We start from the raw sequence: 26,955 nt of genomic DNA, 5'->3' as shown, positions 1-26,955 counted from the left end.
GCCCCCGCCCCCCTCACGCCGCCGACAACCGAAACGCATCCAACGCCAACGTCATCTCCGTCAAGTCCCGCGGCCGCGACAATGACCGCGACGTCAGCTGTTCCAGCCGGCGCAGCCGGTTGAACACCGTATTCCGGTGGCAGTAGAGCCGCGTCGCCGCCCGCCCCGCCGACCCCTGCGCCCCCAGCCACGCGTCCAGCGTCTCCAGCAGCACCGCCCGGTCTCCCGGATCGAGGGCCAGCAGCGGGCCGAAGACCTCCGCCACCAGCCGTGCCGCCAGCTCCGGCTGGCTGACCACCAGCGCCGTCGGCAGCCGCTTGTCCAGCCGTACGATCCGGGGCGCGCCCGCCGGGTCCGTCACGGCGCACGTCCGCAGGGCCGTTTCAGCCAGCCGCCGGGCGAGCCCCAGCTCGGCCAGGCCCGACACCACCGGGCTCATCCCGCCGGGCCCCGCGCACCGCCGCTCCAGTTCCGCCGACAGCTCCGAGAGCCCGGTGCCGGGGTCCAGCGCCACCACCGCCACCTCGCAGTCCGTGCGCATCCGCCAGAAGAAGCGCAGTCCGGCCGCCGCCGTCACCCGGTGGAACTGTTCGCGGCCCTCCCGCCGCTCGGCCCGCAGCACCACCACCGCGTACCGGCCCTGTTCGGGGAGGTCGAGCCCCGCGGCCGCGCCCGCGACCAGGGCCGCCGACGTCTGGCCCTCCAGCAGGGCGTCGAGCAGCGCCTGGACGCGTTCGTCGGTGCGCCGCTGCATGTCCTCCTCCGTGCTCCGGTACGCCTCGGCGACCGTGGCGGCCTGCCGGTCCACCGCCGCCCACATCTGCGCCGCCGTGCGCGCGAGAACGGGCAGCGCCTCCGGGTCCCGCGCCGTGACGGCGTCGAGGAGCTCGTCCCAGACGAGATAGCCGGCCTTGCGGTACGCGTGGAGCAGCAGGTCCAGCGAGAGCCCCTGCTCCGCCCGCCGCCTGCCGAGCTTTTCGGCGAACTCGAGGTCGCGCCGGGGCGCCGACCGGGGGGCTGGAATCACCTCGATTCCGTACCGCAGCGCCTCGTTGATCTGCTGCCAGTGTTCGTCTGCCGGTACGGCGATGTCGTATTGCGGCGAGTGCGCCCGGAGTTCGCCGATGAGCAGGTCCGTGAGGTGTCCGACCCGTCCGATGAGAACCTCCGACGCGCTCTCCAGCACCGACCGTTCGCTGTCCGTCCGTGCTCTGCGGCCACTCATGACCGGTGAGGATGCCACCGCTGCGGCGCGCTGGACAGCCCCCTTGTGCGTGAGCACAACGGCCACCTCCCGGCGCTGGTCATCCGCAGCGATTCAGCCATACCCGCTGGACGGTTACACGTGTCTGCTGTTGGTCTGTGGGCTCACAGGGGTCCGCCGAGACGGCAAGGAGGTGTTCCCGTGGAACCAGTGGAACCAGTGCGGCCGGTGGAATCGGCGCCGGTGGAACCAGTGCGGCCGGCGGAATCGGCGCCGGTGGGGCCAGGCGCCCTGGAAGTGCGTTCCCTCTCCGTCGGGTACGGGCCGGTACGCGCTCTGCGCGCGGTCACGCTCGATGTTCCGGCCGGTTCCGTGGTTGCCGTGCTCGGCGGCAATGGGGCGGGCAAGTCCACGCTCCTGAGGGCGATTTCACGCACACTCGGCTACCACCGGGGCGCGGTCACCTCGGGCACGGTCTCGTACGGCGGGCGCGACCTGCGCGGTGCGAGCGCCGCCCGGGTCGTCGCCTCGGGGGTCGTCCAAGTCCCGGAGGGGCGCCAGGTGTTCGCCCGTATGACGGTCGCCGACAACCTCCGCGCGGGTGCGCTCGGCGCCCCCGGCGGACGTGCCGCCGCCCGCGAAGCCCTCGCCCGCGTCCATGAACTCTTCCCCGTCCTCGCCGACCGCGCCCGCCAGCGCGCCGGCCTCCTGTCCGGCGGCGAGCAGCAAATGCTGGCGCTGGGGCGGGCGTTGATGGCCCACCCCCGACTCCTCCTGCTCGACGAGCCGTCCCTCGGGCTCGCCCCGCTGATGGCCGCCCGCATCGCCGAGACCGTCCAGCAGATCAACGCCACCGGCACCTCGGTCCTGCTCGTCGAACAGAACGCGGCCCTCGCCCTGCGGCTCGCCACCACGGCGTACGTACTCGATGTCGGCGAGGTCGCCCTGCACGGTCCCGCCGCCGAACTCGCCACCTCCGACGAGGTGCGCCGCCGCTACCTCGGCGTCGTCGACGAGACGGCGGCCGAGGACGCGGGAAACGCGGGGGCGGCGGCGCCGACGCTGAGAAGGTGGACGGCATGACGGCCGCCCTTGCCGCCCCGCTCCACGTCACCGACGTCACCGTCAAGTTCGCCGGACTGACTGCGCTCGACGCCGTCTCCTTCACCGTCGAACCGGGCAGCGTGCACGCCGTCATCGGCCCCAACGGGGCAGGAAAGTCAACCTGCTTCAACGTTCTCTCCGGGGTCTACCGCGCCACCTCCGGCAGCGTCCGGCTCGGCTCCACCGAGCTCACCGGTCTCGCCCCGCACCGCATCGCCGCCCTCGGCATCGCCCGCACCTTCCAGAACCTGGCCCTCCCGCCGCGGGCCACCGTCGCCGACAGCCTGATGCTGGGCCGCCACCGGCTGACCCGCACCGGGTTCCTCGCCGCCGGACTGCGGCTGCCGTCCGCAGCCCGCGAGGCGCGCCAACACCTGGACCGGGTAAGGGAGATAGCGGACTTCGTCGGTCTCGCCGCCGACCTCGACCGGCCCGCCGGGGTCCTCCCGTACGGAAAGCAGAAGCTCGTCGAGCTGGCCCGCGCCCTGTGCATGGAACCGCGGTTGCTCCTCCTGGACGAGCCCGTCGCGGGCATGACCGCCGACGAACGGCGTGCCACCGCCGCCGTCGTCGCGGGCGTACGGGACAGCCTCGGCATCTCGATCGTGCTCGTCGAACACGACATGGGAGTGGTGATGAGGCTCGCGGACGCGGTGACCGTACTCGACTTCGGACGGCGCATCGCGGGCGGCACACCCGCCCAGGTGCAGTCCGATCCCGCCGTCGTCCAGGCGTACTTGGGGGCGCCCACGCCATGACGACTCTCGTCGAACTCCTCCTCGGCGGCCTCTCCATGGGCGCCGTCTACGCCCTGATCGCCCTCGGATTCGTCGTCATCTTCAAGGCGACCGAGGTCGTGAACTTCGCCCACGCCTCGCTCCTCCTGGCAGGCGGCTACCTCACCGCCGTGCTCCACGACGACCTCGGCTTCTGGCTCGCGCTCGCCGCCGGCATCGCGGGCGCCGCGGTGGTCGGCGCGGCGGTGGAATTCCTCGTCATGCGGCGCTACCGGGGCAGCGACCACAGCGTGCTCGCGATCGTCACGATCGGCGTGGACATCCTCCTGGTCACCGAACTGACCCGACGCATCGGCACCCGCGTCCTGTCACCGGGCGACCCCTGGGGCGACAAGGTGGTGACCCTCGGCTCCGTCACCATGGCCCAGACCCGGATCGCGGCACTCCTCGCCGCGGCCGTCCTCATCGCCGCGTTCCTGCTCGCCTTCCGGTACACCTCGTGGGGCGTCGCCATGCGCGCCGCGGCGGAGAACCCGCAGACGGCGGCCCTGATGGGGGTACGCCTCGGCCGGGTCTCGCTCTCCGCCTGGGCGGTCGCGGGCGCACTCGCCGCGGTCGCCGCACTCTTCCTGACCGTCTTCCCGACCCCCGGCCTCGAACGGGCCACCTCCCTGGCCGCACTGAAGGCCTTCCCCGCAGCCATCCTCGGCGGCCTGGACTCCACCACCGGCGCGCTCGCGGGCGGCCTGATCGTCGGCGTCGTCGAATCCCTCGCCACCGGTTACCAGAACGACCTCTCCTTCCTCGGCCGCGGCATCGGCGACCTCGCCCCCTACCTGGTGATGGTGGCGGTCCTACTGATCCGCCCGGCAGGCCTCTTCGGCACAAAGGAGCCGACCCGTGTCTGACCCCACACCGAACGGAGAACGCACGACAGGGCCCCGGGAAACCGCCGGCTCCGGCCCGGGCCCGGGGCGCGCCGTGCCCGCAGACACGCGGGCCGACGGCCCCCGTACGGCCGTCGAAGCGGCCGGACGCGCGCGGGCCGGGAAGTCGGGCGTGCCGGAGCCGGGCGGCGCCGCCGGGCCCGGGGCGCCCCGTCCGGCCCGTACTAAGGGCCTGCGCGCGCCCCGGACTTACCTCTGGACCGCGCTCGGCGTCCTCCTCCTCGCGCTGCCCTTCTACGTCGACCGCTTCTGGCTGCAGGCCGGGCTCTTCGCCATGGCCGCCGCCATCGCCGCCATCGGCCTGGGCCTCCTCACCGGCGCGACCGGCCAACTCTCCATGGGGCACGCCTTCTTCCTCGCCGTCGGCGCGTACAGCTACTGCGTCCTGGCCGCCGACCCCCTCACCGAGAACGGCCACCGGCTCACCGGGCTCGGGCTGCCCAGCTGGCTCGCCGCACTCCTCGCGGTCGGCGTCTCCGGGCTCGCGGGCGGGCTCTTCAGTCCCATCGCCGGACGTCTGCGCGGCGCGTACCTCGGCATCGCCACACTCGCCCTGATCTTCATCGGGCAGCACGTCCTCTTCAACGCCCGGGACCTCACCGGGGGCTTCAACGGCCGTTCCGTACCGCCTCTTTCACTCTTCGGCGTCGACTTCGACGACTCGCAGACCGTCATCGCGGGCGTCCCCTTCGAATCCGCGGAGAAGCTCTGGTACGCGGCCCTGCTCGCCCTCCTCCTCTGCGCGCTCTTCGCCCGCGGAGTCCTGCGCGGGCGACCCGGCCGGGCGCTGAACGCGATCCGCGACCACCGCATCGCGGCGGGCGTGATGGGCGTGCCGGTGGCCCGCTACCGGGCGTCGGTGTTCGTCCTGTCGTCGATGTACGCGGGCCTCGCCGGGGTGCTGCTCGCCCTCGTCTTCCAGCGGACCGTCCCCGAGTACTTCGACATGACGCTGTCCCTTGAATTCCTGGCGATGATCGTCATCGGCGGCCTCGGCTCGGTGCGCGGCGCGGTGATCGGCGCCGCGTTCGTGTCGCTGCTGCCCCAACTCCTCACCCGCTACAGCGAGTCGCTGCCGCTGGTCACCGCGCCCGGGACCGGCGCCGGCGGCATCGCACCGGGCGAGGCGTCCCGCTACCTGTACGGCGCGGCGGTCGTCGTCGTGGTCCTGTTCCTGCCGGGCGGCCTCTCCCGCCTCCGACTCCGAAGCAGTCTCCGAAGCAGTGTCCGAAGGGGAAGCACATGACGGATCGAAGGTACTCGACCGCTGCGGCGGCAGCCCTCCTCGCGCTCACCCTCGCCGCCACCGGCTGCAGCAGCAAGGCCGGTACGGGGAGCGCGGGCAAGGAGGACTCCCAGGGCGTCAGGACCGGCGACGGCATCACCGACAAGGTCATCCCGCTCGGTGTCCTCACCGACCTGACGGGCGTGTACGCCTCCCTCGGCAAGAGCGTCACCCAGTCCCAGCAACTCTGGGCCAAGCAGCTCAACGCGGCCGGCGGCATCTGCGGCCGGAAGGTCGAACTCACCGTCCGCGACCACGGTTACAACCCGCAGAAGGCGGTCTCCGCGTACACCGAGCTCGAAGGCGAGGTCGCCGGGTACGTCCAGTTCATCGGCTCCCCGTTCGTGGCCGCCGTCAAGCAGCGCGTAGAGACCCAGGACAAGGGCCTGATCCTCCCGCAGGCCTGGTCGGCGTCCCTCCTGGGCAGCCCGTACGTCCGTGTCGTCGGCGCCACGTACGACATCGAGACCATCAACGCGATCGACTTCCTCCTGACCCACAAGCTCATCGCCAAGGGTGACCGGATCGGCCACGTCTACTTCGAGGGCGACTACGGCGAGAACGCCCTCCAGGGCTCCAAGTACGCTGCCGAACAGGCCGGGTTGACGGTGGTCGAGCAGAAGATCAAGCCCACCGACAACGACATGTCCGGCCAGGTGACCGCCCTCAAGAAGGCAGGCGTCAAGGCCATCATGGTCAGCGCGGGCCCGCGCCAGGCGGCCTCCCTGGTCGGCGTCGCCGCGGCCGGCCGCTTCGACGTCCCGATCATTGGCAACAACTCCGCCTTCGCACCACAGCTCCTCGCCACCCCGGCGGGCCCCGCCCTCCAGAAGAACTACTACGTGGCCGCCTCCACCCTCCCCATCGGCTCCCCGGCAGCCGGTCCCGCCGCCCTCGCCAAGGCGTACAAGGCCGCGTACCCCAAGGACAGCCTGGACAACGGCGTCGCCGCGGGCTACACGGCGGGCAAGATCTTCGAGGAGGCCCTCAAGCGGGCCTGCGCCGACAAGAACCTCACCCGCGAGGGCATGGCCAAGGCCGTCCGCTCCATGAACGCCTTCGACAACGGCTTCGGCATGACCCACGACTTCACCGACCCCAAGGCCCCCTCCACCCGTCAGTCCGTCATCATGCGGCCGGACGCGAAGACCCCCGGCGGCCTGAAGGTCGTACAGGAGGCGACGGCTTCGAAGCCCGCCGAGGGCTTCAAGTTCGGTGAATAGAAGGGGGGTTGAGGAGCCTGCGCGCCTCGGTTCGCTACCGGGTGAGCTGCTGCCCGGCCGCCGCCACCAGATCCGCCGTGGTCGTCACCGTCGCGAAGCCGCCGCCGTGCAGGGTGACGGCGGTGGCGCGGGCGATCTCGTCGGCGGTCAGGCGCCAGCCGAACGGGCCCTCCTGGTCGAAGGTGTACGTGGCGTCGAGGGCGAAGAGGACGTCGTAGCCGAGGTTGCCGCCCATGCGGGCCGTCGTCTCGGCGCACATGTTGGTCTGGATCCCGGCCACCACGAAGCTGGTGATGCCCGCCGCCTTGAACCAGGCGCCGAGGTCCGGGGTGCCGTAGAAAGCGGAGTTGACGGTCTTGGAGAGGAAGAGCTCGGGGCCCGATCCCTTGCCGCGGCGCTCCTCGACGTACGGCTTGAGGGCGTTGCCGGGGTGGGCCGGGTGCAGCGGCGACCCGGGCTTCACCGAGTCGTGCCGTACGAAGACGACCGGGCGGCCGGTGGACTGCCAAGTGTCCAGGAGGGCTGCGATGTTGTCGTCCGCGGCCGGGTTGTTGCGGGGGCCCCAGAAGGCGGAATCCTCGAAGCCCTGCTGTACGTCGACCACGACGAGTGCGGTGTTCTGTGTGAGGTCCATGGCTACGATCCTGGTCGGGAAACGCTTGAGTTCCCATAGGGGAAGAAGTCAGCGATCGATGGGAAACGGTCGCTTGTCAGTGGCGGCCGATAGGGTCGGTGCATGCCTTCGGAATCCGCCAGAACGGTCCCTTCGCAGCAGGCGCAACCGCCCGCGCACCCCGCCGACAGCCACGGCCTGATCCAGGTCCGCGGCGCCCGCGAGAACAACCTGCGGAACGTGTCGGTCGACCTCCCCAAGCGTCGCCTCACCGTATTCACCGGAGTCTCCGGCTCCGGAAAGTCCTCCCTGGTCTTCGGGACGGTCGCCGCCGAGTCGCAGCGTCTGATCAACGAGACGTACACGGCCTTCCTCCAGTCCTTCATGCCGAGCCTGGGTCGCCCGGACGTCGACGGGCTGTACAACCTCAGCGCCGCGATAGTCGTCGACCAGGAGCGGATGGGCGCCAACTCCCGCTCCACGGTGGGCACGGCCACCGACGCGTACGCGATGCTTCGCATCATCTTCAGCCGGCTGGGCGCGCCGAACCTGCCCAGCGCGAGCGCCTTCAGCTTCAACGTGCCCGACGGGATGTGCCCGCGCTGCGAAGGCATGGGACAGGTCTCGGACATCGACGTGGACCAGCTCCTCGACCGGGAGAAGTCCCTCAACGAGGGCGCGATCACCATGCCCGGCCACGCGGTGGACTCCTGGCCGTGGGGGATCATCGTCGGCTCCGGCTTCTTCGACCCGGACAAGAAGCTGAAGGACTTCACCGAGCAGGAGTGGGCGGACTTCCTGCACAAGCCGTCCGTCAAGGTGAAGGTCGGCAAGAGCACCCTGACGTACGAGGGCCTGGTGGCACGCGTCCAGCGGACCATGCTCGCCAAGGACCGCGAGTCGATGCAGCCGCACGTCCGGGCCTTCGTCGACCGGGCCGTGGTCTTCGCCGACTGTCCCGAGTGCGGGGGTACGCGGCTGACGCAGGCCGCCCTCGCCTCGAAGATCGGCGGGGTGAACATCGCGGAGTGCTCGGCGATGCAGATCAACGACCTCGCGAAGTTCGTCGGTGACCTCGACGCCCCCGAGGTCGCCCCGCTCCTCGCCGGCCTGCGCGACCTCCTCGACTCTCTCGTCGAGATCGGCCTCGGCTACCTCAGCCTGGACCGGTCGGCCGGCACGCTGTCCGGCGGCGAGGCGCAGCGCGTCAAGATGGTCCGCCACCTGGGCTCGTCCCTCACGGACGTCACGTACATCTTCGACGAGCCGACCACGGGCCTGCACCCGCACGACATCACCCGCATGAACGACCTGCTGCTACGGCTGCGCGACAAGGGCAACACGGTGCTCGTCGTCGAGCACAAGCCCGAGGTCATCCGTATCGCCGACCACGTCGTGGACCTCGGCCCCGGCGCGGGCACGGGCGGCGGCGAGCTCTGCTACAGCGGGGACGTGGAAGGGCTGAAGGCCTCCGGGACCCTCACCGGACGGTATCTCTCGCACCGCGCCGAACTGCGCACCGAGGTGCGGAAGCCGACCGGGCAGATCTCGATCACGGGCGCCTCGCAGCACAATCTCCAGGACGTGAGCGTCGACATCCCGACCGGAGTGCTGACGGTCGTCACCGGCGTCGCCGGTTCCGGCAAGAGCTCACTCATCCACGGAAACCTGCCGGGCCGCGAGGGCGTCGTCGTCGCGGACCAGTCGCCGATCCGCGGTTCGCGCCGTTCCAACCCCGCCACGTACACCGGTCTCCTCACCCCCATCCGTAACGCCTTCGCCAAGGCCAACGGCGTGAAGGCGGCACTCTTCAGCGCCAACTCCGAAGGCGCCTGCCCGAACTGCAACGGCATCGGAATCGTCTACACCGACCTCGCGATGATGGCCGGGGTGGCCTCGGTGTGCGAGGCCTGTGCGGGGAAGCGCTTCACGGCGGAAGTCCTCGCCTACACGCTGAACGGCAAGAACATCAGCGAGGTCCTGGGTATGTCGGTCGCCGAGGCGTACGACTTCTTCGCGGACGGCAGCGCGGTGGGCGGCACCCCGGGCACCCAGGCGCGGGCCCTCCTCACCCGCCTCACCGACGTGGGCCTCGGCTATCTGCGCCTCGGCCAGCCCCTCAACACGCTCTCCGGCGGTGAACGGCAGCGGCTCAAGCTGGCGATCCACATGGCGGAAAAGGCCGCGACGTACGTCCTGGACGAGCCGACGACCGGCCTGCACATGGCCGACGTCGACCAGCTGCTCGCCCTGCTCGACCGGCTCGTCGACGACGGCAATACGGTGATCGTGATCGAGCACCACCAGGCGGTGATGGCCCACGCGGACTGGCTGATCGACCTGGGGCCCGGCGGCGGCCACGACGGCGGCCGAATCGTCTTCACCGGCACCCCGACCGACCTGATCACCAAGGGCGACACGCTGACGGCACAGCATCTGCGGGAGTACGTGGACCAGGCACACTTCAGCCCGTCGGGCGTCTGAGGACACACGGACGCACTCCGTGCACAGGGTGCGTCCGTGCACGGGGTGCGTCCGTACACGGGGCGCAGCCCGCAAGCCTCAGCCCTCACCGGCGCAAGCCGTGACGTCCACGCCGGGGCAGTAATCCATCGACCGATGGTTTACTGCCCCCGTGGCCACCCCAACCCCGCCCCACCGCGTAGCCCTCCTCGCCTTCCCCGGCATCCGCCCCTTCGACCTCTCCGTCATCACCGAGGTCTGGGGCACCGACCGCACGGATCGCGGCGTCCCTGCTTTCGACCTGCGCCGGGTAGCCGCCACCCCACAGCCCATCCCGCTGCGCGGCGGCCTCACCCTCACCCCCGACCGCACCCTCGCCTGGCTGCCCCGCGCCGACCTGGTCCTCGTTCCCGGCCTGGACGACCACGTCACCCCCGCCCCGGCTCCGGTCCTCGAAGCGCTCCGCCGGGCCCACGCCCGCGGCACCCCCATCGCCTCACTCTGCGGAGGCGCCTTCACGCTCGCCCAGGCCGGGCTCCTCGACGGACGTCGCGCCACCACCCACTGGAACCTCGTCGAGCTGCTCCGTACGCACCACCCGGACATCACCGTCGAGCCGGACGCGCTCTTCATCGAGGACCGCGGCATCTGGACGGCCGCCGGAACCGCCGCCGGCATCGACCTCTGTCTGCACCTGGTCCGCACCTCCCACGGCGCGGAGGTGGCGGCCACGATCGCCCGCTCCATGGTCACCGCGCCGTTCAGGACCGGCACCCAGGCGCAGTTCATCGAGCACCCCACCCCGCGCACCGACCGGTCTGCCGACGCCCTCGCCTCGGTGCGCGCGTACGCGATCCGGCATCTCGACGAACCGCTGACGGTCGGGCAGCTCGCCGCCCGGACCGGCATGTCGGTACGCACTTTCGCCCGCCACTTCACCGCGGCGAACGGCGTCACGCCCCTGCACTGGCTCCTCGACCAGCGGGTGGCCGCCGCCCAGAAGCTCCTGGAACACACCGACCTGCCGATGCCCGAGGTCGCCCGGCGCACCGGATTCGGCAGCGAGATAACCATGCGCCAGCACTTCGGCAACCGCCTCGACACCAGTCCTCGCGCCTATCGCGCCTCCTTCGCCGCCCGCCGCGGGTGAATATCTGTCCCTGCCACTACAGATAAAACCAACCCGCAGTGGGGAGAATTTCTGGGAGAGGACACGCGGAAAATCTTCCAGGCGACCGATTGATGTTTCCGTGCTAGTGTTCTTCTCATCTGCAGTTGTGGTTTGCAGTTGCAGTTGTGGTTTCCAAGGAGAGTTTGAAACATGGCTACTGGCACCGTTAAGTGGTTCAACGCGGAAAAGGGCTTCGGCTTCATTGAGCAGGACGGCGGCGGCGCCGACGTCTTCGCCCACTACTCGAACATCGCCGCCCAGGGCTTCCGCGAGCTCCAGGAGGGCCAGAAGGTGAACTTCGACGTCACGCAGGGCCAGAAGGGCCCGCAGGCGGAGAACATCACCCCCGCCTGATCCCAGGCATGCAGTACGCAGCTGGGGCCCGCACCTTGGGGTGCGGGCCCCAGCTCGTTGCATTTTCCGGGCAGTGACGCGCCGTGATTTTCCGGCCCACTACCTGTTTTTCCTTTTATTCCGCTTTTCTTTGGCTTCCCGTTGCCCTTCCTTGGGCCGGAGCTGAACGGCTGGAATTAGCTTTCGAATTTTCTTCGGCTCGATCCTGCGATTCTCCGCGGCGTTCACCTGCTGGCCGCCGCCGGGAATTCCTCGACACGTGCCGTATCGAGGAAAGGTTCCGCATGGACCGCAGTCCGCGCACCGGCAACCCCCGTGCCACCACTCGTACACACACCCGATACTCCGGCGCGCGCACCGGTGGCTACGGCCGTCGCCCCGCCGCCGTACAGGGCGAATTCGCCCTGCCGGTGACCGTCACCCCGGCGCTGCCCGCCGTCGAGACGTTCGCCGCCCTGGACATGCCCGCCCCGCTGCTAGCCGCACTCGCCGCGCAGGGCGTGACCGTGCCGTTCCCGATCCAGGGCGCCACCCTCCCGAACTCCCTCGCCGGACGCGACGTCCTCGGCCGCGGCCGCACCGGCTCCGGCAAGACCCTCGCCTTCGGCCTGGCCCTCCTCGCCCGTACGGCAGGAAAGCGCGCCGAGCCGCGACAGCCGCTGGCCCTGGTGCTCGTGCCGACCCGCGAGCTGGCCCAGCAGGTCACCGACGCACTCACCCCGTACGCCCGCTCGATGCGGCTGCGGCTGGCCACCGTCGTCGGCGGCATGTCGATCGGCCGCCAGGCCCACGCGCTGCGCGGCGGTGCGGAAGTCGTCGTCGCCACGCCCGGCCGGCTCAAGGACCTCATCGAGCGCAGGGACTGCGTCCTGGACAGCGTGGAGATCACCGTCCTCGACGAGGCCGACCAGATGGCCGACATGGGCTTCATGCCGCAGGTCACCGAACTGCTCGACCAGGTGCGGCCCGGTGGCCAGCGGATGCTGTTCTCCGCCACCCTCGACCGCAACGTCGACCTCCTCGTACGCCGCTACCTGAGCGACCCGGTGGTCCACTCCGTCGACCCGTCCGCCGGCGCGGTCACCACCATGGAGCACCACGTCCTGCACGTGCACGGCGCGGACAAGCACGCGACCACCACGGAGATCGCCGCACGCGACGGCCGGGTGCTCATGTTCCTGGACACCAAGCACGCGGTGGACCGGCTCACCGACCACCTGCTGAACAGCGGGGTACGGGCGGCGGCGCTGCACGGCGGCAAGTCCCAGCCGCAGCGCACCCGCACCCTGGAGCAGTTCAAGACCGGCCACGTGACCGTGCTGGTGGCGACCAACGTCGCGGCCCGCGGCATCCACGTCGACAACCTCGACCTGGTCGTCAACGTCGACCCGCCCAGCGACCACAAGGACTACCTGCACCGCGGCGGCCGCACCGCCCGGGCCGGCGAGTCCGGCAGCGTGGTCACCCTGGTCACCCCGAACCAGCGCCGCGACATGACCCGCCTCATGCGTGCCGCAGGGATCACCCCGCAGACCACTCAAGTGCGTGCGGGAGAAGCGGAGTTGACGCGCATCACCGGCGCCAAGGCACCGTCCGGGGTGCCGGTCGTCATCACCGCCCCCGTCACCGAGCGGTCCAAGAGGGGCGGCTCCCCGTCCCGCGGCCGCCGCGGCCGCCCGGGGCAGGCGCGCCGCGTCCCCGGAAGCGCACAGCGCAGCGCCGCATAACGAACTCTCGCGTCAACTCTCTCCCTCCCTCCAACCTTGTTGAGGTCTCATGCGCGTTGTCATCGCCCGCTTCCCCTTCGAGCTGGTCAAGAGCGAGGTCCAGGAGGCGATGAAGGGCATCAAGCCCGAAGCCGTCACCGGTGAGTCCGTCACGATCGGCCGCAGGACCTACCCCGTCAAGCAGGTGGGCGAGGTCATCACCCGCCAGGACCGCCGTGACTTCACCGCGAGCGAGGTGTCCCGGGCGCTCACCCGGCTCGGCTTCACCTGCCGTGACACCGTCGCGCCGGTTCCCGCTCCGGCCCTCTCCCCGCTGGAGAACGCGTCGAACATGCTCGGCTCCGCCGTCTGAGTCGCACGTGTGAGTCGTAGCTCTGAGCTGCACCTCTGAGTCGTAGCTCTGAGTCGTACGGAAGGCCCGGCCCGAACCCCGGGCCGGGCCTTCCGCACAGACCCCCGGTAAGGTGCACTCCCATGCCGGAATCCTGGGTCAATTCCGCCGAACGCATCGGTGCGGACCTCCATCTGAGCCTCCCCGCCGAGAAGGGCGGCCGGCAGGCCGCCCTCACCCACGCCCTGCGCGAAGCGGTACGCGAGGGCAGGCTCGCCCCCGGCACCCGGCTGCCCCCGTACCGCTCGCTCGCCGCCGACCTCGCCGTCGCCCGCAACACCGTCGCCTCCGCGTACGCCGAACTCGTCGCCGAGGGCTGGCTCACCGCCCGCCAGGGCTCCGGCACCCGGGTCGCCGCCCGCGCGACCCCGCCCCGGCCGGCCCAGGTGACGCAGCGGACGCAGCCGCCGGGCCCCGCGCACGACCTGCGGCAGGGGCAGCCCGACGCCGCGTCCTTCCCCCGCACCGCCTGGCTCGCCGCCGGCCGCCGCGCCCTGGTCGCCGCCCCCAACGAAGCCTTCGGTCCCGGCGACCCCCAGGGGCGCATCGAGCTGCGCAGCGCCCTCGCCGAGTACCTCTCCCGGGTCCGGGGCGTCCGCACCACCCCGGGCCGCATCGTCGTCTGCTCCGGCTTCGCGCACGCGCTGCGGCTGCTGTACGGAGGCGTGGGCGGCCGGACGCGCGGATTGCTGCGCGGCCCGCTCGCCGTCGAGTCGTACGGCCTGCCCTTCCACCGCGATCTGCTGGATGCGGCGGGAGTGCGCACCGTACCCCTGTCGATCGACGAATACGGCGCCAACACAGGGGAGTTGGGGAGCCCCAAGGGTCTGAAGGGGGTGCTCTTGACTCCCGCCCACCAGTTTCCCACCGGCGGTCCGCTGCACTCCGCGCGCCGGGCGGCGGCGGTCGACTGGGCGCGTGCCCACGACGCGCTGCTCGTGGAGGACGACTACGACGGCGAGTTCCGCTACGACCGCGAACCGGTGGGCGCCGTACAGGGGTTGGACCCCGAACGCGTCGTCTACCTCGGCTCGGTGAGCAAGAGCCTCTCCCCGGCGATCCGGCTCGGCTGGATGGTGCTGCCCGACCATCTGGTCGAACCCGTGCTGGCCGTGAAGGGCCAACGGGAGGCGTGGGCAAGCGCGTTGGACCAGCTCACCCTCGCCGAGCTGGTCGCCTCCGGCCACTACGACCGCCACGTCCGCCGGATGCGCCAGCGCTACCGCGCCCGCCGCGACCAGCTGTCCGAGGCCCTGGCCGCACACGCCCCGCACATCGGGGTCACCGGTGTCGCGGCCGGGCTGCACGCCGTCCTCAGCCTCCCCGCAGGGACCGAAACCGCCACCCTCCGGGCAGCCGCCCGGCAGGGCCTGGCGCTCGACGGTCTCACCGGCTTCCGGCACCCCGACGCAACCGGGCCCACCGCGGACGGCCTGGTCGTGGGGTACGCGACCCCGCCGGAGCACGCGTACGGGGCAGCCCTGGAAGCACTGTGCGGCGTGCTGCCGCCGGCCGGGCCCTAGGCGGACGGCACCGGGGCGGCCCGCCGGCTCAACTGCCGCTCACAAGGTTCCTGGCCTCCTCGCGCGCCTGGATCAGCCACCCGGACCGCTCCTCGTCCATGGAGTCCGTGACCGTACGGAACACCACCCGGCGGACATCGGTGACGCCGGTGTACGGCAGGACGCACGCCGACCAGATGTGCTGGAGCGGATCGCCGAACTCGTCGTGCTCACGGGCCGCAGGGGTGTCCGAAGTGTTGAGGACCAGGGCGCGGCCCGCTTTCAGGAGTCCGAGGGGCTCGCCGTCGGCCGTGCCCAGCTTGTAGGCGACCCCCGGGACCAACACGCGCTGCAGCCAGCCGGTGAGGACGGCGGGCGGCATTCCCCACCAGTTGGGGTGCACGAACACCACGGCGTCCAGGCTCGGCAGCTCGCGCTGGTGCAGGGCCACCTGTGGATCCGCGGAGGATTCCGGGGCGTCGACCGTGCCCGTCTCGCCGGCGGTCAGCGCGGGGTCGAAACCCTCCGCGCAGAGGTCGTGTGCGAGGACCTCGCAGTCCAGATTCTGGAGTTCGTCGACGACAGTTTCGAAGAGCGCGTGGTTGAAACTGCCCGGCCGGGGGTGGGCGAGATAGACGCCGATGCGCGTACGCACTGTGCTCAACTCCTGCTTCGGTCCTGCGGGTTGGTCATTCAATCACCCGGGCGGGGCGGGTCGCCGCGCGGGGCGGTGGGGATTGCGCGCGGGTGCGTCGTGACCGTGTGGTGGGTGTCGTGCGGACGCGTCGTGGCTGATCGCGCAGTTCCCCGCGCCCCTAAAGAGCCTGCCCCTTACCCAGCCAGCCCCCGAGCCTCACACGAAAGAGGGCCCCCGGCCGGTTTGCACCGGTCGGGGGCCCTCTTCGTACGTACGGAAACGCTACGGCAGCTGTGCCGCCCGTGCCTCGCGGCGGTTGCCGCGGAAGGTGTTCACGCGTCGCGCGGTGGCGAACAGCGGGATGACCGCGCCCATGACCACCTGGAGCGCACAGCCGGTCTGCAGGAGCAGCTGGCCGCCGGGGGCGTTGAACGCCCACGCCGTGAGCAGGCCCATCGCGCCGACGATCCAGCTCAGCATCGCGACCGCGAGGATGCCCCGCGGCTTCGGGTACTCGACCCGGCTCACCATCAGCCAGGCCACACCGAGCACGGCGAGCAGGGTCGGGATGAAGGGCAGTTCCAGCAGGACGATCGAGACGACCGTGAGCGCTCCGAAGGGGCTCGGCATGCCCTGGAACATGCCGTCCTTCATGGTCACGCAACTGAACCGCGCAAGCCTCAGCACCACCGCCAGCAACACCACGATCGCGGCCAGCGCCGCAACCTTCTGCTGGGCGTCGTCCGCCACCATTCCGTACACGAGCACGAAGTAGGCGGGGGCGAGCCCGAAGCTGATCAGGTCGGAGAGGTTGTCCAGCTCCGCACCCATCGGCGAACTGCGCAGCTTGCGGGCCACCAGTCCGTCGCACAGGTCGAAGATCGCGGCGAGCAGCATCAGGATCACGGCGGTGGCGGCGCTGTTGCGCGCCATGCCGGTCTCCGCGCTGCCCTGGAGGTGCGGAATGAGGATTCCGGTGGTGGTGAAGTACACCGCCATGAATCCGCACGTGGCGTTACCGAGCGTGAGGGTGTCCGCTATCGACAGCCTCAGACTGAGCGGCATGTCCTCGGCACCGTCGATGGTGTCCTCGGCTCCGGCCTCCGGAACCCAGCCGGCCTGCGTCTCTGGATCAGTCACGGTCAATTCGGGTCACCCCCGCGGTTGTGGTTTGGCCCACCTCGACCGCGACTTCGACACCTTCCGGAAGGTAGATGTCTACGCGCGACCCGAAGCGGATCAGGCCGATCCGCTCGCCCTGCTCCACCTTGGTGCCCTGCGGGAGGTACGGGACGATGCGGCGGGCCACAGCGCCCGCGATCTGCACCATCTCGATGTCGCCGAGCTCCGTGTCGAAGTGCCAGACAACGCGCTCGTTGTTCTCGCTCTCCTTGTTGAACGCCGGAACGAAACCGCCGGGCACGTGCTCGACGGACGTCACCGTGCCCGCGAGGGGCGCGCGGTTGACGTGGACGTTCAGCGGGCTCATGAAGATCGCGACGCGGGTGCGCCCGTCCTTCCACGGCATGATGCTCTGCACCACACCGTCGGCCGGCGAGATCACCCGGCCCTGGGCGATCTCACGCTCGGGGTCGCGGAAGAACCACAGCATCCCCGCCGCGAGAGCGGTGGTGGGGACGGCTGCGGCGGCCCAGCGGCCGGACTTGCGAGCCTTGACCAGGGTGAGCGCCGCGGTGGCGACGGTCGGCAGGAGCCACGGCGATGCTCCGCGAGCAAGGCGACCCTTGGGGATGAGACCCGAGGATTCGCCGTCGCGTGGTGCAGAGGTTTGGCTGTGGGGCATGGAAGACCTTCGTAGCGGATGATGCCGCGCGCGGATGCGGGGGACGGCGGCTTTCCGGCGATGCTATCGGTTGCGGGGTGCAACTGGGCAAGCCGGAAAGCGAGTCAGCGGCCGGAAAGACGCCTGGAGAAGGTGACAGGGTGTGATCTTCTTCGCGTTGAAATCTACACAAAGAGAACAATCAGCCCTGCAGCCGGTATTCCTCCAGCAGCCGCCGCCCAATGATCATTTTCTGGATCTCGGCGGTACCTTCACCGATCAGCAGCATGGGTGCCTCGCGGTAGAGGCGCTCGATTTCGTACTCCTTCGAGAACCCGTATCCGCCGTGAATGCGGAAGGCGTCCTCGACGACTTCCTTGCAGTATTCGGAGGCCAGGTACTTGGCCATCCCTGCTTCGAGGTCGTTTCGTTCCCCGCTGTCCTTTTTGCGTGCTGCATTCACCATCATCGCATGGGCGGCTTCCACCTTGGTGGCCATCTCGGCCAGCTTGAACTGGATCGCCTGGTGCTGGGCGATCGGCTTGCCGAAGGTGTGGCGCTGCTGGGCGTACGAAACACCCAACTCGAAGGCACGCTGAGCGACTCCGCAACCACGGGCTGCGACGTTCACGCGGCCGACCTCTACGCCGTCCATCATTTGGTAAAACCCTCGGCCGGTGGCCCCGCCGAGTACGCGATTGGCCGGAATGCGCAGTCCGTCCATGATCAACTCGGTGGTGTCCACCCCCTTGTATCCCATTTTGTCGATCTTGCCGGGAATGGTCAGACCTGGGCGGACCTCACCGAAGCCCGGCTCCTTCTCGACCAGGAACGTGGTCATCGACTTGTGCGGGGCTGTGCCCTCGGGGTGACCCTCGTCACTGCGGCACAGGACGGCCACGAGCGTGGAGGTGCCGCCGTTGGTCAGCCACATCTTCTGGCCGTTGAGCACGTACTCCTCGCCGTCGCGGACGCCCTTGGAGCTGATCGCGGAGACGTCCGAACCGAGCGCCGGCTCCGACATCGAGAACGCGCCGCGCACCTCGCCGAGCGCCATCCTGGGCAGGAAGGTGTCCTTCTGCTCCTGCGTTCCGTGCTGCTTGAGCATGTACGCCACGATGAAGTGCGTGTTGATGATTCCGGACACACTCATCCAACCGCGGGCGATCTCTTCCACACAGAGCGCATATGTGAGAAGGGACTCACCCAGGCCGCCGTACTCCTCGGGGATCATCAGCCCGAACAGGCCGAGTTCCTTGAGGCCTTCGACGATCTGCGTCGGGTACTCGTCGCGGTGCTCCAGCTCGGTCGCGACCGGGAGGATCTCCTTGTCGACGAAGTTCCGTACGGTGGAGAGGATTTCCTGCTGTACGTCGGTCAGACCGGCGGTCTGGGCGAGACGGGCCATGGCTACTTCTTCTCCTGCGTCTTGGGCTCGGGGCGGCCCGGCTGCTCGCCGCCGCGCTCCTTGATGTACGTCTCGGTCGGGACCATCACCTTGCGGCGGAACACGCAGACCACGGTGCCGTCCTGCTTGTAGCCCTTGGTCTCCACGTAGACGATGCCGCGGTCGCTCTTCGACTTCGACGGGGTCTTGTCGAGGACGACGGTCTCGCCGTAGATCGTGTCGCCGTGGAAGGTCGGCGCGATGTGCTTCAGCGACTCGACCTCCAGGTTGGCGATGGCCTTGCCGGAGACGTCCGGTACGGACATGCCGAGGAGGAGGGAGTAGACGTAGTTGCCGACGACGACGTTCTTGCCGAAGTCGGTCGTCTTCTGCGCGTAGTTGGTGTCCAGGTGGAGCGGGTGGTGGTTCATGGTGAGCAGGCAGAAGAGGTGGTCGTCGTACTCGGTGACCGTCTTGCCGGGCCAGTGCTTGTAGACCGCGCCGACCTCGAACTCCTCGAAGGTGCGTCCGAACTGCATGGTGATCAGGCCTCCGGGGCTTCGAACTTCGAGGTGCGCTGCAGGCCGGCGGCCCGGCCCTTGCCCGAGACGACGAGCGCCATCTTGCGGCTGGCCTCGTCGATCATCTCGTCGCCGAGCATCGCGGAGCCCTTCTTGCCGCCCGCTTCCGACGTGTAGAAGTCGTACGCGTCGAGGATCAGCTCGGCGTGGTCGAAGTCCTCCTGGGACGGCGAGAAGATCTCGTTCGACGCCTCGACCTGGCCCGGGTGCAGCACCCACTTGCCGTCGAAGCCGAGGGCGGCGGCGCGCTTGGCCACCTCGCGGTAGCCGTCCACGTTGCGGATCTGGAGGTAGGGGCCGTCGATCGCCTGGAGGTCGTTGGCGCGGGCCGCCATCAGGATCTTCATGAGGATGTAGTGGTACGCGTCGGCGCCGTAACCGGGCGGTTGCTCGCCCACCACCAGGGTCTTCATGTTGATCGACGCCATGAAGTCGGCAGGGCCGAAGATGATCGCCTCGGTGCGGGGGGACGCCTCGGCGATCGCGTTGACGTTGTTGAGCCCGCGCGCGTTCTCGATCTGCGCCTCGATGCCGATCTTGCCGACCTCGAAGCCCATCGTCTTCTCGATCTGGGTGAGGAGCAGGTCCAGCGCGACGACCTGCTGGGCGTCCTGCACCTTCGGCAGCATGATGCAGTCGAGGTTCTGGCCGGCGCCCTCGACGACCGTCACGACGTCCCGGTAGGTCCACTCGGTGGTCCAGTCGTTGACCCGGACCACCCGGGTCTTGCCGGTCCAGTCGCCCTCGTTGAGGAACTTGACGATGGTGTGCCGCGCGCCGGGCTTGGCGAGCGGGGCGCAGGCATCCTCCAGGTCGAGGAAGACCTGGTCGGCGGGGAGGCCCTGGGCCTTCTCCAGGAAGCGGGGGTTCGACCCGGGGACCGCGAGACAGGAGCGGCGGGGACGAAGGCGGTTGACGGCGTTGCCATCGGTGGCGCTGGTCATGCGGAGACCTCCAGAGGGTCGAGCTTGTTCGCTTTCCGGATCTCGTCGACGATACGGCCGATGATCTCCGTGATCCCGAAGTCCTTCGGGGTGAAGACGGCGGCGACTCCCGCCCGCTTCAGTTCGACGCCGTCGGCGTGGGGGATGATCCCGCCGACGATGACGGGCAGTTCCGGCGCTCCGGCCTCCCGGAGGCGTACGAGAACGTCCGGCACCAGCTCGGCGTGCGAGCCGGACAGGATCGACAGGCCCACGCAGTGCACGTCCTCGGCGAGGGCCGCGTCCACGATCTGCTCGGGCGTGAGCCGGATGCCCTGGTAAACCACCTCGAAGCCCGCGTCACGTGCGCGTACGGCGATCTGCTCGGCACCGTTGGAGTGCCCGTCCAGGCCGGGCTTGCCGACCAGCAGGCGCAGCCGCCCGGAGCCCAGCTCGTCCGCCGTCCGGCGCACCTTTTCCCGTACGAGGGCCAGCGGCGTGCCCGGTTCCGCGGTGACGGCCACCGGGGCGGACGACACCCCCGTCGGGGCGCGGAACTCGCCGAAGACGTCCCGCAGCGCCCACGACCACTCGCCGGTGGTGACGCCCGCGCGGGCGCACTCGACGGTGGCGGCCATCAGGTTGCCGGTACCGGCCGCGGTCGCCTTGAGGGCGGCCAGGGACTCCTGGGCGCGCGCCTCGTCGCGGTTGTCCCGCCACTCGTGCAGGGCGGCCACCACACGGGCCTCGTTCGCCGGGTCGACCGTCATGATCGCGGTGTCGAGGTCGGCGGTGAGGGGGTTGGGCTCGGTGGTCTCGTAGACGTTGACGCCGACGATCTTTTCCTCGCCGCCCTCGATCCTGGCCCGGCGCTCGGCGTGCGAGGAGACCAGCTGGGACTTGAGGTAGCCGGACTCGACGGCGGCCATCGCACCGCCCATCTCCTCGATGCGCTGCATCTCGGCGAGCGAGTCGGCCACCAGCTCCTCGACCTTGGCCTCGATCACGTGCGATCCGGCGAAGATGTCCTCGTACTCCAGGAGGTCGCTCTCGTGCGCGAGGACCTGCTGGATGCGAAGGGACCACTGCTGGTCCCAGGGGCGGGGGAGCCCCAACGCCTCGTTCCAGGCGGGGAGTTGGACCGCGCGGGCGCGGGCGTCCTTGGAGAGGGTGACGGCCAGCATTTCGAGGACGATGCGCTGGACGTTGTTCTCCGGCTGGGCCTCGGTGAGGCCCAGAGAGTTGACCTGGACGCCGTAGCGGAAGCGGCGCTGCTTGTCGTTCTCGATGCCGTACCGCTCACGGGTGACCTTGTCCCAGATGCGGCCGAAGGCGCGCATCTTGCACATCTCCTCGATGAAGCGGACGCCCGCGTTCACGAAGAAGGAGATGCGGGCGACGACGTCCCCCTTGCGGTCTTCGGGGACCTGCCCGGACGCGAACACCGCGTCCAGGACCGCGATCGCCGTCGACATCGCGTACGAGATCTCCTGGACCGGGGTCGCCCCCGCCTCCTGGAGGTGGTAGCTGCAGATGTTGATCGGGTTCCACTTGGGGATGCGGTTGACCGTGTACGTGATCATGTCGGTGGTCAGCCGCAGGGACGGGCCCGGCGGGAAGACGTGCGTCCCGCGCGAGAGGTACTCCTTGACGATGTCGTTCTGGGTGGTTCCCTGCAGCCGGTCGGGGTCCGCGCCCTGCTCCTCGGCGACCACCTGGTAGAGCGCGAGCATCCACATGGCGGTGGCGTTGATGGTCATCGAGGTGTTCATCTGATCCAGGGGAATGTCCTGGAACAGCCGCCGCATGTCGCCGAGATGGGACACCGGGACGCCGACCCGGCCGACCTCGCCGCGGGCGAGGATGTGGTCCGGGTCGTAGCCGGTCTGGGTCGGCAGGTCGAAGGCCACCGAGAGGCCGGTCTGGCCCTTGGCGAGGTTGCCCCGGTACAGCGCGTTGGACGCTTCGGCGGTCGAGTGACCGGCGTAGGTCCGCATGAGCCAGGGGCGGTCCTTCTTGCGTTCGGTCATCACACGTTCCGGAAGCGGTTGATCGCGTCGATGTGGGTTTCCCGCAGCTCGTGGTTCCGGACACCCAGGCCCTCGCGCGGGGCGAGCGCCAGCACGCCGACCTTGCCCTGGTGCAGGTTGCGGTGCACGTCGTACGCGGCCTGACCGGTGTCCTCCAGCGAGTACACCTTCGACAGCGTCGGGTGGATCTTGCCCTTGGCGACGAGGCGGTTGGCCTCCCACGACTCGCGGTAGTTGGCGAAGTGCGAGCCGACGATCTTCTTCAGCGACATCCACAGGTAGCGGTTGTCGTACTCGTGGGTGTAGCCGGAGGTGGACGCGCAGGTCACGATCGTGCCGCCCTTGCGGGTGACGTAGACGCTGGCGCCGAAGGTCTCGCGGCCCGGGTGCTCGAAGACGATGTCGACGTCTTCGCCGCCGGTCAGCTCCCGGATGCGCTTGCCGAAGCGCTTCCACTCGCGCGGGTCCTGGGTGTTCTCGTCCTTCCAGAACTTGTAGCCCTCGGCGTTGCGGTCGATGATCGCCTCGGCGCCCATCGCGCGGCAGATGTCCGCCTTCTGGTCGCTGGAGACGACACAGATCGGGTTCGCGCCGCCGGCGAGAGCGAACTGCGTGGCGTAACTGCCGAGTCCGCCGCTCGCGCCCCAGATCAGGACGTTGTCGCCCTGCTTCATGCCGGCGCCGTTGCGGGAGACCAGCTGGCGGTACGCGGTGGAGTTGACCAGGCCGGGCGCCGCCGCCTCCTCCCAGCTCAGGTGGTCGGGCTTGGGCATCAGCTGGTTGGACTTCACGAGGGCGATCTCGGCGAGCCCGCCGAAGTTCGTCTCGAAGCCCCAGATGCGCTGCTCGGGGTCGAGCATCGTGTCGTTGTGGCCGTCGGAGCTCTCCAGCTCGACGGAGAGGCAGTGCGCGACGACCTCGTCGCCGGGGTTCCAGGCGTTCACGCCGGGGCCCGTGCGCAGCACGACGCCCGCGAGGTCGGAGCCGATCACGTGGTACGGCAGGTCGTGACGCTTCGTCAACTCGCTGACGCGGCCGTACCGTTCGAGGAAGCTGAAGGTCGACACCGGCTCGAAGATCGAGGTCCAGACGGAGTTGTAGTTGACCGAGCTGGCCATGACCGCCACCAGGGCCTCGCCAGGGCCGAGTTCGGGAACCGGCACGTCGTCCAGGTGGAGCGACTTGCGGGGATCCTTCTCGCGGGTGGTGAGTCCGGCGAACATCTCCGTCTCGTCCTTGTGCACGGTGATCGCGCGGTACGACTCGGGGACGGCGAGGGCTGCGTAGTCCGCGGCAGTCGCTTCCTGCGACTGGATCGCGTCCAGGATTTCCTTCACGGGGGGCCTCCGGCGGTGCTTCGGGAGCTTGAGGGGAGTGGGGTGGAGGAGTGCCGTCGGTTCGGCGGTGATGCGAGAGCTTCTGAGGTGTAGCTGTCGGCAGCGCGGGGTGGTGCGCGGGAGGTTGCCTGTGACGCAGGCGTCCGGGCGCGCACACCGGGAGGTGTGCGGGGACAGCCGGCGTACGAGAGGTCTCTGCACGCCGGCCGCCCGGACAACTTCAAGGTATGGCACCCCGTGACAGGTCGCAAGGCACTGAGTGCCAACAAATTCGCTCACTTGGCCACTGGCCTGCGCATATGCGCGATGATCGATCGATCGGGGCCCCCGGAGGCCCGTCATGGTGTCCGTTGCGGCCCGTATTGGCATACGAAAAAGGCCGCCCCCGGGGTCGGGGACGGCCTCCTTCGTGGCGTGCGTCTCAGCGCCGCCTCAGTGCTCTCTCAGCGCTGTCTCAGTGCTCTCTCCGGGCCGCCTCAGCGCTGCTTCAGGGCCTCTTCGATGGTCCGCATGACCTCGTCCAGCGGGGCGTCGGTCCGGGCCACCGCGACCAGGACCTCACCGTTCCTGCGTACCGCGGCCGGCTCGGCCTGTGCCTGGCCCGGCTCGGACCTGGTGCTGCGGCCCGCGCCGATGCCCGAGCCGAAGGTCTCCCGGACGATCGCGAAGGCGTGGTCCAGCTGGGTCTCCACGTCGCCCTGGCCGCCGGCTCGCAGCCAGCGCCGCAGGACGTGGTTGTGGGCGGTGACGACCGCCGAGGCGGCGACCTCGGCGAGGAGCGGGTCGTCGTTGCCCGGCTCGTGGTCGTGCTCGTCGAAGTGGCCCAGCAGATAGCGGGTGAAGAGGCGCTCGTAGCGGGCCACCGAGGCGATCTCCGCCTCGCGGAGGGTGGGGACCTCGCGGGTCAGTTTGTAGCGGGCCACCGACACCGTGGGGGCGGCGGCGTACATCCGCATCACCTCTTTGATGCCGCGGCACACCGTGTCGAGCGGGTGCTCGTGCGGCGGTGCCGCGTTGAGCACCGCCTCGGCCCGTACGAGGGTGTCGTCGTGGTCCGGGAAGATCGCTTCTTCCTTGGAGCGGAAGTGCCGGAAGAAGGTGCGGCGGGCGACGCCGCCCGCCGCGGCGATCTCGTCGACCGTGGTCGCCTCGTACCCCTTCGTCGCGAAGAGCTCCATCGCCGCGGCGGACAGCTCGCGGCGCATCTTGAGGCGCTGCGCCGCCGCACGCGAACCCGCCGCGGTTTCGGGCGCGTCGGGAGCGGAGTTCGTACGAGAAGTCCTGGGGGCCTGGGGCATGCCCTGAACGTAACCCATCCGTGCAGGGGAGCGCGCCTGAGGGGGCGGGCCGCCCGCGCCTTCCAGCAGCCCGCCCCAGCCAGGAGCACCCGCCTGCTTACCGTCGCGCATACTCCCGGAAGCCCCGGCCCGTCTTGCGGCCCAGGCAGCCGGCCGCGACCAGGTGTTCAAGGAGCGGTGCGGGGGCCAGTCCCGGGTCGCGGAACTCGCGGTGCAGGACCTGCTCGATGGCGAGCGAGACGTCCAGGCCGACCACGTCGAGGAGTTCGAAGGGCCCCATCGGGTAGCCGCCGCCGAGCTTCATCGCGGCGTCGATGTCGTCCAGGGACGCGTAGTGCTCCTGGACCATCTTGATCGCGTTGTTCAGGTACGGGAAGAGCAGCGCGTTCACGATGAAGCCCGCCCGGTCGCCGCAGTCCACCGGGTGCTTGCGGATCCTGGTGGTGAGGTCGCGGACGGTGGCGTGCACGTCGTCCGCGGTGAGGACCGTGCGGACGATCTCCACCAGCTTCATCGCAGGGGCCGGGTTGAAGAAGTGCATTCCGATGACGTCCTGCGGGCGCGAGGTGGCGCGGGCGCAGGCGACGACGGGGAGCGAGGAGGTGGTGGTGGCGAGGATCGCCCCCTGCTTGCAGACCTTGTCGAAGGTGGCGAAGAGCTGCTGCTTTACCCCCAGGTCCTCGGCGACCGCCTCCAGCGCCAGGTCCACGTCGGCGAAGGCGTCGAGGGAGCCTGCCGGGGTGATCCGGGCGAGGGTCTCGGTACGGGCCTCCGCGGTCATCCGGCCCTTGTCGACAGAGCGCGAAAGGGACTTGTTGATACGGGCCTTGGCAGCTTCGGCCTTCTCCGGGCTGCGGGCCGCGAGGATCACGCCGTAACCGGCCTTGGCGAAGACCTCGGCAATGCCGGAGGCCATCGTTCCGGAGCCCGCGACGCCGACCGTACGGATTTCCCGGCCGGTGGTGAGCGGCGCCGCCTCAAGAGGCGTCAGTGCGTCACGGACGACGGCGTCGCTGCCGGCCTCCTCGTACGTGTAGAAGCCGCGGCCCGCCTTGCGGCCGGTCAGGCCTGCCTCGCTGAGCTGCTTGAGGATCGGGGCGGGGGCGTGCAGCCGGTCGTGCGACTCCGAGTACATCGCCTCCAGGACGGTGCGCGCGGTGTCGATGCCGATCAGGTCCAGGAGGGCGAGCGGACCCATCGGGAGTCCGCAGCCCAGGCGCATCGAGGCGTCGATGTCCTCGCGGGAGGCGTACTTGGCCTCGTACATCGCCGCGGCCTGGTTGAGGTAGCCGAACAGCAGTCCGTCGGCAACGAACCCGGGACGGTCGCCGACCGCGACCGGCTCCTTGCCGAGGTCGTGCGCGAGGTCGGTGACGGCCGCGACGGCGGTCGGGGCGGTGAGCACGGAGGAGACGATCTCCACCAGCTTCATCGCCGGGGCCGGGTTGAAGAAGTGCAGGCCCAGAACGCGTTCGGGGCGCGCCGAGTCGGCGGCCAGGCGGGTCACCGAGAGGGCGTTGGTGCCAGTGGCGATGATCGTCTCCGGGCGGACGACGGCGTCCAGTTCGCGGAAGACCTGGTGCTTGATCTCGTACGACTCGGGGACGACCTCGATGACCAGGTCCGCCTCCGCGGCGGCCGACAGCTCGACCGAGGTGCGGAACCGGGCCAGCATCTCGGCACGTTCGACCGCGGTGATCCGCTCCTTGCGCACCGCACGGGCGGTGGACGCTTCGAGTGCGGCGACCGCCTGGTGGACCGCGTCGCTGCTGATGTCGATGCCGATCACCGTGCGGCCCGCACGGGCCAGGACCTCGGCGATCCCGGTGCCCATGGTGCCGAGGCCGACGACGGCGACGGTGGCGAGGGAGGAGAGAGGGGTGGTGGAGACAGGGGTGTCCATCACGGGACTCCAGAGAATGAGTGACGACTGAAGAGGGGCGTCTGCTGAGGGCGTCTGTGCGCGGAGGTACGCGCTGAGAGACGGGCGTCGACGCACGGCGGGCGTGCGGACGTGAGCGTCGTACTGGAGGAGCCGGCGGGCCCTGTCCCGGGCCGTGCCGTACAAAAACGCCGAACCGACTGAACACTCCGTGGCGGCTGCGTCACCAGGCCGCCAAGAGTCGATCTTTCAGCGGGGGTTGGGCCCTGTGGTGGGGGCGACCCGCTCACTTGAGAGTAACCGGCGAGTAATGAGCGCGCCAGCCCCTGGCTGCTTCCGTCGAATGTGATCTACGCCGCCCGGGGCGCCGCCGCGC

The 26,955-nt window shown here is 69.9% G+C and carries 23 protein-coding genes; 11 read left to right on the top strand and 12 right to left on the bottom strand.

Features of this window, described 5'->3' with window-relative positions:
* Positions 1 to 13 precede the first annotated feature (13 nt).
* Positions 14 to 1,225 (bottom strand): helix-turn-helix domain-containing protein, encoded by a 1,212-nt coding sequence (locus AB0D18_RS09190; RefSeq protein WP_362414551.1) that lies wholly within the window; start codon positions 1,223 to 1,225, stop codon positions 14 to 16.
* Positions 1,226 to 1,480: 255 nt separating this feature from the next.
* Between AB0D18_RS09190 and AB0D18_RS09185 the strand changes: the two genes are divergently transcribed.
* The 5 genes from AB0D18_RS09185 to AB0D18_RS09165 all read left to right on the top strand — a co-directional run bounded on the left by AB0D18_RS09185 (position 1,481) and on the right by AB0D18_RS09165 (position 6,500).
* The gene (locus tag AB0D18_RS09185) at positions 1,481 to 2,287 is read left to right on the top strand and encodes an ABC transporter ATP-binding protein (protein ID WP_362414731.1); all 807 of its coding nucleotides are present in this window, start codon (positions 1,481 to 1,483) and stop codon (positions 2,285 to 2,287) included.
* Positions 2,284 to 3,066, top strand: a complete 783-nt coding sequence (locus AB0D18_RS09180; protein WP_362414549.1) for an ABC transporter ATP-binding protein — start codon at positions 2,284 to 2,286, stop codon at positions 3,064 to 3,066. Before AB0D18_RS09185 ends, AB0D18_RS09180 begins: the two co-directional genes overlap by 4 nt.
* The gene (locus AB0D18_RS09175; protein WP_362414547.1) at positions 3,063 to 3,953 is read left to right on the top strand and encodes a branched-chain amino acid ABC transporter permease; all 891 of its coding nucleotides are present in this window, start codon (positions 3,063 to 3,065) and stop codon (positions 3,951 to 3,953) included. The genes AB0D18_RS09180 and AB0D18_RS09175 overlap by 4 nt, the downstream gene beginning before the upstream one ends.
* A gap of 211 nt (positions 3,954 to 4,164) precedes the next feature.
* On the top strand, positions 4,165 to 5,238 hold the full coding sequence (locus tag AB0D18_RS09170; protein WP_362414729.1) for a branched-chain amino acid ABC transporter permease: 1,074 nt from the start codon (positions 4,165 to 4,167) through the stop codon (positions 5,236 to 5,238).
* Positions 5,235 to 6,500, top strand: a complete 1,266-nt coding sequence (locus AB0D18_RS09165; protein ID WP_362414545.1) for an ABC transporter substrate-binding protein — start codon at positions 5,235 to 5,237, stop codon at positions 6,498 to 6,500. The genes AB0D18_RS09170 and AB0D18_RS09165 overlap by 4 nt, the downstream gene beginning before the upstream one ends.
* 34 nt (positions 6,501 to 6,534) lie before the next feature.
* On the opposite strand, the gene AB0D18_RS09160 is transcribed toward AB0D18_RS09165, so the two are convergent.
* Positions 6,535 to 7,134: a cysteine hydrolase family protein gene (locus AB0D18_RS09160; protein WP_362414543.1), complete on the bottom strand. Its 600-nt coding sequence runs from the start codon at positions 7,132 to 7,134 to the stop codon at positions 6,535 to 6,537.
* 102 nt (positions 7,135 to 7,236) lie between these two features.
* Between AB0D18_RS09160 and AB0D18_RS09155 the strand changes: the two genes are divergently transcribed.
* The 6 genes from AB0D18_RS09155 (at position 7,237) to AB0D18_RS09130 (ending at position 14,742) form a co-directional block, all read left to right on the top strand.
* Positions 7,237 to 9,597, top strand: a complete 2,361-nt coding sequence (locus AB0D18_RS09155) for an excinuclease ABC subunit UvrA (protein WP_362414541.1) — start codon at positions 7,237 to 7,239, stop codon at positions 9,595 to 9,597.
* Positions 9,598 to 9,748: 151 nt separating this feature from the next.
* Positions 9,749 to 10,726 carry a helix-turn-helix domain-containing protein gene (locus tag AB0D18_RS09150; protein WP_362414539.1) on the top strand — a complete coding sequence of 326 codons (978 nt, stop codon included), beginning with the start codon at positions 9,749 to 9,751 and terminating at the stop codon, positions 10,724 to 10,726.
* A gap of 171 nt (positions 10,727 to 10,897) precedes the next feature.
* The gene (locus tag AB0D18_RS09145) at positions 10,898 to 11,101 is read left to right on the top strand and encodes a cold-shock protein (RefSeq protein WP_069572018.1); all 204 of its coding nucleotides are present in this window, start codon (positions 10,898 to 10,900) and stop codon (positions 11,099 to 11,101) included.
* Between the two features lie 284 nt (positions 11,102 to 11,385).
* Entirely contained in the window at positions 11,386 to 12,828 is a 1,443-nt protein-coding gene (locus tag AB0D18_RS09140) for a DEAD/DEAH box helicase (protein ID WP_362414537.1), read from the top strand.
* 49 nt (positions 12,829 to 12,877) lie between these two features.
* Positions 12,878 to 13,180 (top strand): SCO5918 family protein, encoded by a 303-nt coding sequence (locus AB0D18_RS09135; protein ID WP_362414535.1) that lies wholly within the window; start codon positions 12,878 to 12,880, stop codon positions 13,178 to 13,180.
* Between the two features lie 122 nt (positions 13,181 to 13,302).
* Entirely contained in the window at positions 13,303 to 14,742 is a 1,440-nt protein-coding gene (locus AB0D18_RS09130) for a PLP-dependent aminotransferase family protein (RefSeq protein ID WP_362414533.1), read from the top strand.
* A gap of 28 nt (positions 14,743 to 14,770) precedes the next feature.
* On the opposite strand, the gene AB0D18_RS09125 is transcribed toward AB0D18_RS09130, so the two are convergent.
* The 10 genes from AB0D18_RS09125 to AB0D18_RS09080 form a co-directional block, all read right to left on the bottom strand.
* Positions 14,771 to 15,376, bottom strand: a complete 606-nt coding sequence (locus AB0D18_RS09125; protein ID WP_362414531.1) for an NAD(P)H-dependent oxidoreductase — start codon at positions 15,374 to 15,376, stop codon at positions 14,771 to 14,773.
* A gap of 264 nt (positions 15,377 to 15,640) precedes the next feature.
* Positions 15,641 to 16,504 carry a CDP-diacylglycerol--serine O-phosphatidyltransferase gene (pssA, locus tag AB0D18_RS09120; RefSeq protein WP_362414529.1) on the bottom strand — a complete coding sequence of 288 codons (864 nt, stop codon included), beginning with the start codon at positions 16,502 to 16,504 and terminating at the stop codon, positions 15,641 to 15,643.
* A complete protein-coding gene (locus tag AB0D18_RS09115; protein WP_362414527.1) occupies positions 16,491 to 17,162 on the bottom strand; it encodes a phosphatidylserine decarboxylase in 672 nt (223 codons plus the stop codon). Before AB0D18_RS09115 ends, pssA begins: the two co-directional genes overlap by 14 nt.
* 181 nt (positions 17,163 to 17,343) lie before the next feature.
* Positions 17,344 to 18,549, bottom strand: coding sequence for an acyl-CoA dehydrogenase family protein (locus tag AB0D18_RS09110; protein WP_362414525.1), 1,206 nt, complete (start codon positions 18,547 to 18,549; stop codon positions 17,344 to 17,346).
* Positions 18,550 to 18,551: 2 nt separating this feature from the next.
* Positions 18,552 to 19,067, bottom strand: coding sequence for a MaoC family dehydratase (locus tag AB0D18_RS09105; RefSeq protein ID WP_362414523.1), 516 nt, complete (start codon positions 19,065 to 19,067; stop codon positions 18,552 to 18,554).
* A gap of 5 nt (positions 19,068 to 19,072) precedes the next feature.
* Positions 19,073 to 20,053, bottom strand: a complete 981-nt coding sequence (locus tag AB0D18_RS09100; RefSeq protein WP_362414522.1) for a CoA ester lyase — start codon at positions 20,051 to 20,053, stop codon at positions 19,073 to 19,075.
* Positions 20,050 to 22,062: a protein meaA gene (locus AB0D18_RS09095; RefSeq protein WP_362414520.1), complete on the bottom strand. Its 2,013-nt coding sequence runs from the start codon at positions 22,060 to 22,062 to the stop codon at positions 20,050 to 20,052. Before AB0D18_RS09095 ends, AB0D18_RS09100 begins: the two co-directional genes overlap by 4 nt.
* Positions 22,062 to 23,399, bottom strand: a complete 1,338-nt coding sequence (gene ccrA / locus AB0D18_RS09090) for a crotonyl-CoA carboxylase/reductase (protein ID WP_362414518.1) — start codon at positions 23,397 to 23,399, stop codon at positions 22,062 to 22,064. Before ccrA ends, AB0D18_RS09095 begins: the two co-directional genes overlap by 1 nt.
* Positions 23,400 to 23,875: 476 nt before the next feature.
* A complete protein-coding gene (locus tag AB0D18_RS09085) occupies positions 23,876 to 24,697 on the bottom strand; it encodes a TetR family transcriptional regulator (protein WP_362414516.1) in 822 nt (273 codons plus the stop codon).
* Between the two features lie 97 nt (positions 24,698 to 24,794).
* Entirely contained in the window at positions 24,795 to 26,600 is a 1,806-nt protein-coding gene (locus tag AB0D18_RS09080; protein WP_362414514.1) for a 3-hydroxyacyl-CoA dehydrogenase family protein, read from the bottom strand.
* Positions 26,601 to 26,955: the final 355 nt, after the last annotated feature.

It is taken from the genome of Streptomyces sp. NPDC048442, from assembly GCF_040651475.1.
Classification (GTDB): Bacteria; Actinomycetota; Actinomycetes; order Streptomycetales; family Streptomycetaceae; genus Streptomyces.
Note: the sequence above shows the minus strand (reverse complement) of the source record. Positions and strands in the feature narration are given on the sequence as shown.

Coding starts and splice junctions, on each gene's coding strand:
- AB0D18_RS09100 (WP_362414522.1), bottom strand. CDS start 20,053: ATGACCAGCGCCACCGATGGCAACGCCGTCAACCGCCTTCGTCCCCGC.
- AB0D18_RS09115 (WP_362414527.1), bottom strand. CDS start 17,162: ATGCCCCACAGCCAAACCTCTGCACCACGCGACGGCGAATCCTCGGGT.
- AB0D18_RS09135 (WP_362414535.1), top strand. CDS start 12,878: ATGCGCGTTGTCATCGCCCGCTTCCCCTTCGAGCTGGTCAAGAGCGAG.
- AB0D18_RS09160 (WP_362414543.1), bottom strand. CDS start 7,134: ATGGACCTCACACAGAACACCGCACTCGTCGTGGTCGACGTACAGCAG.
- AB0D18_RS09165 (WP_362414545.1), top strand. CDS start 5,235: ATGACGGATCGAAGGTACTCGACCGCTGCGGCGGCAGCCCTCCTCGCG.
- AB0D18_RS09155 (WP_362414541.1), top strand. CDS start 7,237: ATGCCTTCGGAATCCGCCAGAACGGTCCCTTCGCAGCAGGCGCAACCG.
- AB0D18_RS09190 (WP_362414551.1), bottom strand. CDS start 1,225: ATGAGTGGCCGCAGAGCACGGACGGACAGCGAACGGTCGGTGCTGGAG.
- AB0D18_RS09180 (WP_362414549.1), top strand. CDS start 2,284: ATGACGGCCGCCCTTGCCGCCCCGCTCCACGTCACCGACGTCACCGTC.
- AB0D18_RS09080 (WP_362414514.1), bottom strand. CDS start 26,600: ATGGACACCCCTGTCTCCACCACCCCTCTCTCCTCCCTCGCCACCGTC.
- AB0D18_RS09175 (WP_362414547.1), top strand. CDS start 3,063: ATGACGACTCTCGTCGAACTCCTCCTCGGCGGCCTCTCCATGGGCGCC.
- AB0D18_RS09130 (WP_362414533.1), top strand. CDS start 13,303: ATGCCGGAATCCTGGGTCAATTCCGCCGAACGCATCGGTGCGGACCTC.
- AB0D18_RS09145 (WP_069572018.1), top strand. CDS start 10,898: ATGGCTACTGGCACCGTTAAGTGGTTCAACGCGGAAAAGGGCTTCGGC.
- AB0D18_RS09085 (WP_362414516.1), bottom strand. CDS start 24,697: ATGCCCCAGGCCCCCAGGACTTCTCGTACGAACTCCGCTCCCGACGCG.
- AB0D18_RS09105 (WP_362414523.1), bottom strand. CDS start 19,067: ATGCAGTTCGGACGCACCTTCGAGGAGTTCGAGGTCGGCGCGGTCTAC.
- AB0D18_RS09140 (WP_362414537.1), top strand. CDS start 11,386: ATGGACCGCAGTCCGCGCACCGGCAACCCCCGTGCCACCACTCGTACA.
- AB0D18_RS09110 (WP_362414525.1), bottom strand. CDS start 18,549: ATGGCCCGTCTCGCCCAGACCGCCGGTCTGACCGACGTACAGCAGGAA.
- AB0D18_RS09095 (WP_362414520.1), bottom strand. CDS start 22,062: ATGACCGAACGCAAGAAGGACCGCCCCTGGCTCATGCGGACCTACGCC.